The sequence below is a fragment of the Bradyrhizobium uaiense genome, assembly GCF_010811875.1.
Classification (GTDB): Bacteria; Pseudomonadota; Alphaproteobacteria; order Rhizobiales; family Xanthobacteraceae; genus Bradyrhizobium; species Bradyrhizobium uaiense.
On the sequence record NZ_VKHP01000959.1, the window covers coordinates 1 to 244 of the forward strand.

Annotated in this window: 1 pseudogene; it reads left to right on the top strand. The window is 65.2% G+C overall.

The window, feature by feature from the left end:
* Positions 1 to 110: 110 nt before the first annotated feature.
* Positions 111 to 244, top strand: a pseudogene (locus tag FNJ47_RS55250) (IS701 family transposase); the annotation flags it as partial.

Below are 244 nucleotides of genomic sequence, written 5' to 3' on the forward strand. Positions count from 1 at the left end.
CCTTTCGGCCATTCGATCAGCAACCACTCCTGCGCTCGCCGGGTGGTTTGCCAATAATCACGATGCGCGGCACGAACCCGCACGCGGGCAAAGCGCGAGGTCAGCTTTTCGTTCGTTCCTTGCCGCCGAAGCCATGGTCGGGCCGCGGCCGTCCACCAAAACTGATGCGCCGCAACCGTCAGCATCAGCCAGCCGCCGTCAAAGCGCTCGCGATCGGCCTGCCGGCCCAAGCTTGGCGCACCAT